The organism is Aeromicrobium sp. PFPM2_SD2 (assembly GCF_057364525.1).
The window spans coordinates 1-5,632 of record NZ_JBNFNZ010000136.1 but is presented as its reverse complement, the minus strand read 5'-3'; the positions used below and the strand labels follow the sequence as shown (position 1 = coordinate 5,632).

The 5,632-nt window shown below is 72.0% G+C and carries 5 protein-coding genes and 1 pseudogene; 1 reads left to right on the top strand and 5 read right to left on the bottom strand.

The window, feature by feature from the left end; all coding sequences use genetic code 11:
• From AC2W7G_RS08205 to AC2W7G_RS08195, 3 genes are all read right to left on the bottom strand, one after another.
• The coding region (locus tag AC2W7G_RS08205) for an aspartate ammonia-lyase (RefSeq protein ID WP_485867999.1) at positions 1-1,442 on the bottom strand (1,442 nt) is incomplete at its 3' end.
• Between the two features lie 80 nt (positions 1,443-1,522).
• On the bottom strand, positions 1,523-2,632 hold the full coding sequence (locus AC2W7G_RS08200) for a branched-chain amino acid aminotransferase (RefSeq protein WP_485868000.1): 1,110 nt from the start codon (positions 2,630-2,632) through the stop codon (positions 1,523-1,525).
• A gap of 48 nt (positions 2,633-2,680) precedes the next feature.
• Positions 2,681-3,745 (bottom strand): 3-isopropylmalate dehydrogenase, encoded by a 1,065-nt coding sequence (locus tag AC2W7G_RS08195; RefSeq protein ID WP_485867998.1) that lies wholly within the window; start codon positions 3,743-3,745, stop codon positions 2,681-2,683.
• Positions 3,746-4,230: 485 nt separating this feature from the next.
• Here AC2W7G_RS08195 and AC2W7G_RS08190 point away from each other — a divergent pair, with 485 nt between their 5' ends.
• Entirely contained in the window at positions 4,231-4,788 is a 558-nt protein-coding gene (locus AC2W7G_RS08190) for an O-methyltransferase (protein ID WP_485867997.1), read from the top strand.
• Between the two features lie 27 nt (positions 4,789-4,815).
• Here the strand turns inward: AC2W7G_RS08190 and yczE are convergent.
• Both yczE and AC2W7G_RS08180 read right to left on the bottom strand, forming a co-directional pair.
• Positions 4,816-5,355, bottom strand: a pseudogene (yczE, locus tag AC2W7G_RS08185) (membrane protein YczE); the annotation flags it as partial.
• Positions 5,352-5,483 (bottom strand): hypothetical protein, encoded by a 132-nt coding sequence (locus AC2W7G_RS08180; protein WP_485867996.1) that lies wholly within the window; start codon positions 5,481-5,483, stop codon positions 5,352-5,354. The gene AC2W7G_RS08180 and the pseudogene yczE, both read right to left, overlap by 4 nt.
• Positions 5,484-5,632 lie beyond the last annotated feature (149 nt).

Here is a 5,632-nt window from a genome sequence, read left to right as displayed (position 1 = left end):
GCATCGGCGCGCGCGCGCCGGGTCAGCCGTGCTGGCGCTCTCGCGCGCGCGAGGTTGGCCAGCACCTCGGGGCGCAGCACCTCGGCCAGCCGGTCGGCGTCCATGAGCCCCTTCTCGAGCACGAGCTCGGCCACGCCCCGTCCGCTCAGCAGCGCCTCCTTGGCCACCTCGGTGGCCGCGCTGTAGCCGATGTACGGGTTGAGCGCCGTGACCAGGCCGATGGAGTCGGCGACCTCGCGGGCGAGCAGCTCGGCGTTGGCGGTGATGCCGTCGACGCAGCGCTCGGACAGCGTCAGGACGGCCTCGCGCAGCCGCGACAGGCCCGACGACAGCGAGTAGCAGATGATCGGCTCGAAGGCGTTGAGCTGCAGCTGGCCCGCCTCGGCGGCCATCGACACCGTCACGTCGTGGCCGACGATCTGGAACGCGACCTGGTTGACCACCTCGGGGATGACCGGGTTGACCTTGCCGGGCATGATGCTCGACCCCGCCTGGACGGCCGGCAGGTTGATCTCGTTCAGGCCGGCGCGCGGGCCGGACGAGAGCAGGCGCAGGTCGTTGCAGATCTTGCTGAGCTTGACCGCGACCCGCTTGAGGACACCGCTCACGTGCACGAACGCGCCGCAGTCCTGCGTCGCCTCGATGAGGTCGACGGCGCTGACGAGCGGCAGGCCGGTGATGCGCGCCAGGTGGGCGCACGCCGTGGGGACGTAGCCGGTCGGGGCGTTGAGCTGGGTGCCGATCGCGGTCGCGCCGAGGTTGATCTCGTGCAGCATCATGACCGCCTCCTGCAGGCGGCTGCGGTCCTCGCCGATCATGACGGCGAAGGCGCCGAACTCCTGCCCGAGCGTCATCGGGACGGCGTCCTGCAGCTGGGTGCGGCCCATCTTGAGGACGTCGTGGAACTCGTCGGCCTTGCGGGCGAAGCTGGCCTGCAGCACCGCCATGGCGTCCAGCAGCGAGTGCGCCGCCATGATGATGGCGATCTTGACCGCCGTCGGGTAGACGTCGTTGGTCGACTGGCTCAGGTTGACGTGCTCGTTGGGGTGCACGTGCTCGTAGGCGCCCCGCGGGTGGCCGAGGATCTCCAGCGCCCGGTTGGCGATGACCTCGTTGGCGTTCATGTTCGACGACGTGCCGGCGCCGCCCTGGATGACGTCGACGACGAACTCGTCGCGCAGCGCGCCGGAGCGGATCTCCTCGCAGGCCTGGACGATCGCCGCGTGCCGCGCGTCGTCCAGCAGGCCCAGGTCGTGGTTGGTCTCGGCCGCGGCCTGCTTGACCGCGGCGAGCGCCTCGACGAGGAACGGGCTGATCCCGATGGGGATGCCGGTGATCGGGAAGTTCTCCAGCGCCCGGAGCGTGTGCACGCCCCAGTACGCGTCGGCGGGGACCTCCCGGTCACCGATCAGGTCGTGCTCCAGGCGGACGGCCGAGTCCATCGCGGGATCTCCCTTCGTCCCGGGAGGATCACCCCCGGGGGTCGACGTCGTTGTCGTGGTGACGACGCCTCCCCCGAGGATCAGCCCGCGGGCTGGACGTCGATCCTCTGCATCCAACCATGCTCGTCGGTCGCCCGGCCGTACTGGAGGTCCACCAGCGCGGCGCGCAGGTCCGCCGTCACCTTGCCGGTGCTGCCGTCTCCGGTCACGACCTCGCCGCCGTCCCACGTGAGCCGGCCGATCGGGGTGATGACCGCCGCCGTGCCGCAGGCGAAGATCTCGGTGATCGTGCCGTCGGCGACGCCCTCGCGCCACTCGTCGATGCTGACCGGACGCTCGACGACCTCGTGACCGCGGTCGCGGGCCAGCTGCAGCAGCGACTCGCGGGTGATGCCCTCCAGGATCGTTCCGCTCGTCTCGGGGGTGACGATCGAGCCGTCGGCCTGGACGAAGTACACGTTCATGCCGCCGAGCTCCTCGACGTACCGGCGCTCGACCGGGTCGAGGAAGACCACCTGCTCGCAGCCGTGGGCCGCGCCCTCCATCTGCGGCTTGAGGCTGGCGGCGTAGTTGCCGCCGCACTTGGCCGCGCCGGTGCCGCCGACGGCCGCCCGCGCGTAGTTCTCGGACAGCCAGATGGAGACCGGGTGCACACCGCCGCTGAAGTACGGGCCGGCCGGCGAGGCGATGACCGCGTAGGTCACCTTGACCGCCGGGCGGACGCCCAGGAACGCCTCGGAGGCGAACATGAACGGACGCAGGTACAGGCTCGTCTCGCCCCCGGTCGGGACCCAGGCGCGGTCGGCCTCGACGAGCGCCTTGATCGAGCCGGTGAACCACTCGACCGGCAGCTCGGGCAGCGCGAGGCGGTCGGCCGAGCGCTGGAAGCGCTTGGCGTTCTCCTCGGGCCGGAACAGCCACACCGAGCCGTCGGCGTGGGCGTAGGCCTTGAGCCCCTCGAAGATCTCCTGGGCGTAGTGCAGGACCGCCGCGGCGGGGTCGAGCAGGAGCGGGCCGTACGGCACGACGCGGGCGTCGTGCCAGCCGTCCTCGGGCGTCCAGTCGGCCAGGAACATGTGGTCGGTGAAGTGCTTGCCGAAGCCGGGCTCGGCCAGGATGGTGCTGCGCTCGTGGTCCGACTTGGCGAGCGGGTTCTGCTCGAAACGGACCGGTAGACCGGTGGTGGACATGGCGTTCACGGTAGTGCTTCCTCGGGTTCGGGGGATGAAGGGGCGGTGTCAGGACACCGGTACGCCCTCGGCCACGCGCGCCGCGATGGCCTCCCCCACCTCCTCGGTGCTGCGGGGTCCGGACGCGTCCACGCGCGCCGCGACGTCGGCCTCGACCGCAGCCTCGATGGCGGCGGCGGCCTCGGGGTGGCCGAGGTGGTCCAGCAGCAGCGCCCCGGACAGGATCGCCGCGGTCGGGTCGGCCTTGGACTGCCCGGCGATGTCGGGCGCCGAGCCGTGGACCGGCTCGAACATGCTCGGGGCGGTCCGGTCGGGGTTCACGTTGCCGCTCGCCGCCAGGCCGATGCCCCCGGTGATGGCGGCGGCCAGGTCGGTGAGGATGTCGCCGAACAGGTTGTCGGTGACGATCACGTCGAACCGGGCCGGGTCGGTGGCCAGGAAGATCGTCGCGGCGTCCACGTGCAGGTAGTCGACGCTGACGTCGGGGAACTCCTCGCCCACCGCGGCGACCGTGCGGCTCCACAGGTGGCCGGCGTGGACGAGCACGTTGTTCTTGTGCACGAGCGTCAGCTTCCGGCGCGGACGCGCCTGGGCGCGGGCGAAGGCGTCGCGGACGACGCGCTCGACGCCGAAGGCGGTGTTGAGGCTGACCTCGGTGGCGACCTCGGCCGGCGTGCCGACGCGGATCGCGCCGCCGTTGCCGACGTACGGGCCCTCGGTGCCCTCGCGCACGACGACGAAGTCGATCTCGCCCGGGTCGGCCAGCGGGGTGGCGACGCCCGGGAACAGCTTGCTCGGGCGCAGGTTGACGTAGTGGTCCAGCTCGAAGCGGAGCTTGAGCAGCAGCCCGCGCTCCAGGACGCCGGACGGCACGCTCGGGTCGCCGACGGCCCCGAGCAGGATCGCGTCGTGGCCGCGGACCTCGTCCAGCACCGCGTCCGGGAGCACCTCGCCGGTCGCGTGGTAGCGGCGGGCGCCGAGGTCGTACTCGGTGCGGTCGAAGGCGAGGCCGTGGGCCGGGGCGATCACGTCGAGGACGCGCAGCGCCTGCGCGGTGACCTCGGGGCCGATGCCGTCGCCGGGCACGACGGCCAGGGAGTAGGTGCGGGTCATGGCGTCATCCTAGGACGTTCGATCTCAGGATGTGAAACTGGCGTCTCACGAACTGGATCAGTTGTCGTCCGGACGCTCCGTGGGCAGGTCGTCGCGCTCGTCGCGCAGGTGGGCGGGGCCCCACTCCAGGTCGGGACGGTTCATGGTGCTTCTCCTCGGTACGTGGCAGATCAGGGACGGCGGTCTCGTCGCGAAGGACGACCGCTCAGGGCCGGGGTGCCGGGGTTCCGGTGAAACCGAGGAGGTGGTGCCGGACCGGGTCTCGGTGCGGCGGGTCCTGCGGCGGAGCGGTCGAGCCAACGACGAGCACCGCGGCAGGGTGTGGCCCTCTAGAAGGCCCTGCCGCGGCAGCTGACTACTCGCTGCTTCCGCATGCCGGTGAGCATAGCCCGCGCCCCGGCCCGACGCACAGCACCTCGTGACGTGTCTCACGATCCGCTCCCGGGGACCCCTCCGCCCCCGCACGTGTGAGACTGGCCCGGTGAGTGCCCCCACCGAGCTGCGACCTGGTATCCGCGACCCTCGACCTGTCGCGTCAGCGGGGCTTCATCACGTCGACCCGGCACGAGACCGGCCGCCTGCTCGCCACGCTCGCCGCGGCCAAGACCGGCACCCTGGCCGAGCTCGGCACCGGCTGCGGCGTGGGCTCGGCCTGGCTGTCCAGCGGGGCGGCCACCGGCGCGCGCGTGGTCACCGCCGAGCTCGACCCGGCGCTCGCCGAGGACGTCCAGGACATCTTCCGCGCGACCGACAACGTCGAGGTCGTGGCCGGCGACTGGTCGGTGCTGGAGAAGTACGCGCCGTTCGCCCTGCTGTTCGTCGACATCCGCGAGGTCATGAACGACCTCGACCTCGTCGCCGACCTCATGGAGCCCGGCGGCATCGTCGTCCTGGACGACTTCGTGCCGTCAGCGTTCTGGCCGCCGATCGTCGAGGGGCGCGTCGACACCGTCCGCGAGCGGTGGCTGACCGACGAGCGCTTCGCCGCCGTCGAGATGCTCATCGACCCCGACGCCTCGCTGCTCATCGCCACCCGGCGCTGACCGCGTCGTCAGCCCCAGGAACAGCTGCACCAGCGGGCCGATGGACAGGGCGTAGACGACCGTGCCGACGCCGACCGTGCCGCCGAGCAGGAACCCCAGCACGAGCACCGTGACCTCCAGCCCCGTGCGGATGAGCCGGACGCTGAGCCCCGTGCGACGCGACAGCCCCACCCACAGCCCGTCGCGCGGGCCGGTGCCGAGGTTCGCGCCGACGTAGAGCGCCCCGGCCAGACCGTTGCCGACCACGCCGCCCAGGAGCATCGCCACCTGCACGGGCAACGCCTCCGGCGTCGGAAGCCAGGCCAGCGTGACGTCCGCCGCGATCCCGATGAGCGCGATGTTGAGGATCGTGCCGATGCCCGGCCGCTGGCGCAGCGGGACCCAGGCGAGCATGACGACGACGCCGACGGCGATGACCACCTGCCCGAAGGTGAGCGGCAGGCGGTGGGCCAGGCCCTCGTGGAGCACGTCCCAGGGGTCCAGGCCGAGGCCGGCCTCGACGAGCAGGGCCATCGTGGCGCCGTAGAGCCACAGGCCGACGACGAGCCGGGTCAGACGAAGGGTCACCGGACGATCCTCTCGTCCTCGAGCCGGGTCGGCGCGGCGCGGTGGCCGTACCCGTCGCCCAGCACGGCGCCGACGGTGACGACCACGGCGCCCACCAGGGACGCGAGCAGGATCAGCAGCAGGAACATGCAGGCTACCCTGTCGCGAATTGGCCATCGACTCGATGGCCAATTGCGACAGACTGGCCTCATGACCTCGTTCCTGCCGGCCGCCCGGCTCGCCGCGCTCGTCGGGCCGGGCCCGTGGCGCTCCCCCGCCTACGCCGACCTCGCCGAGC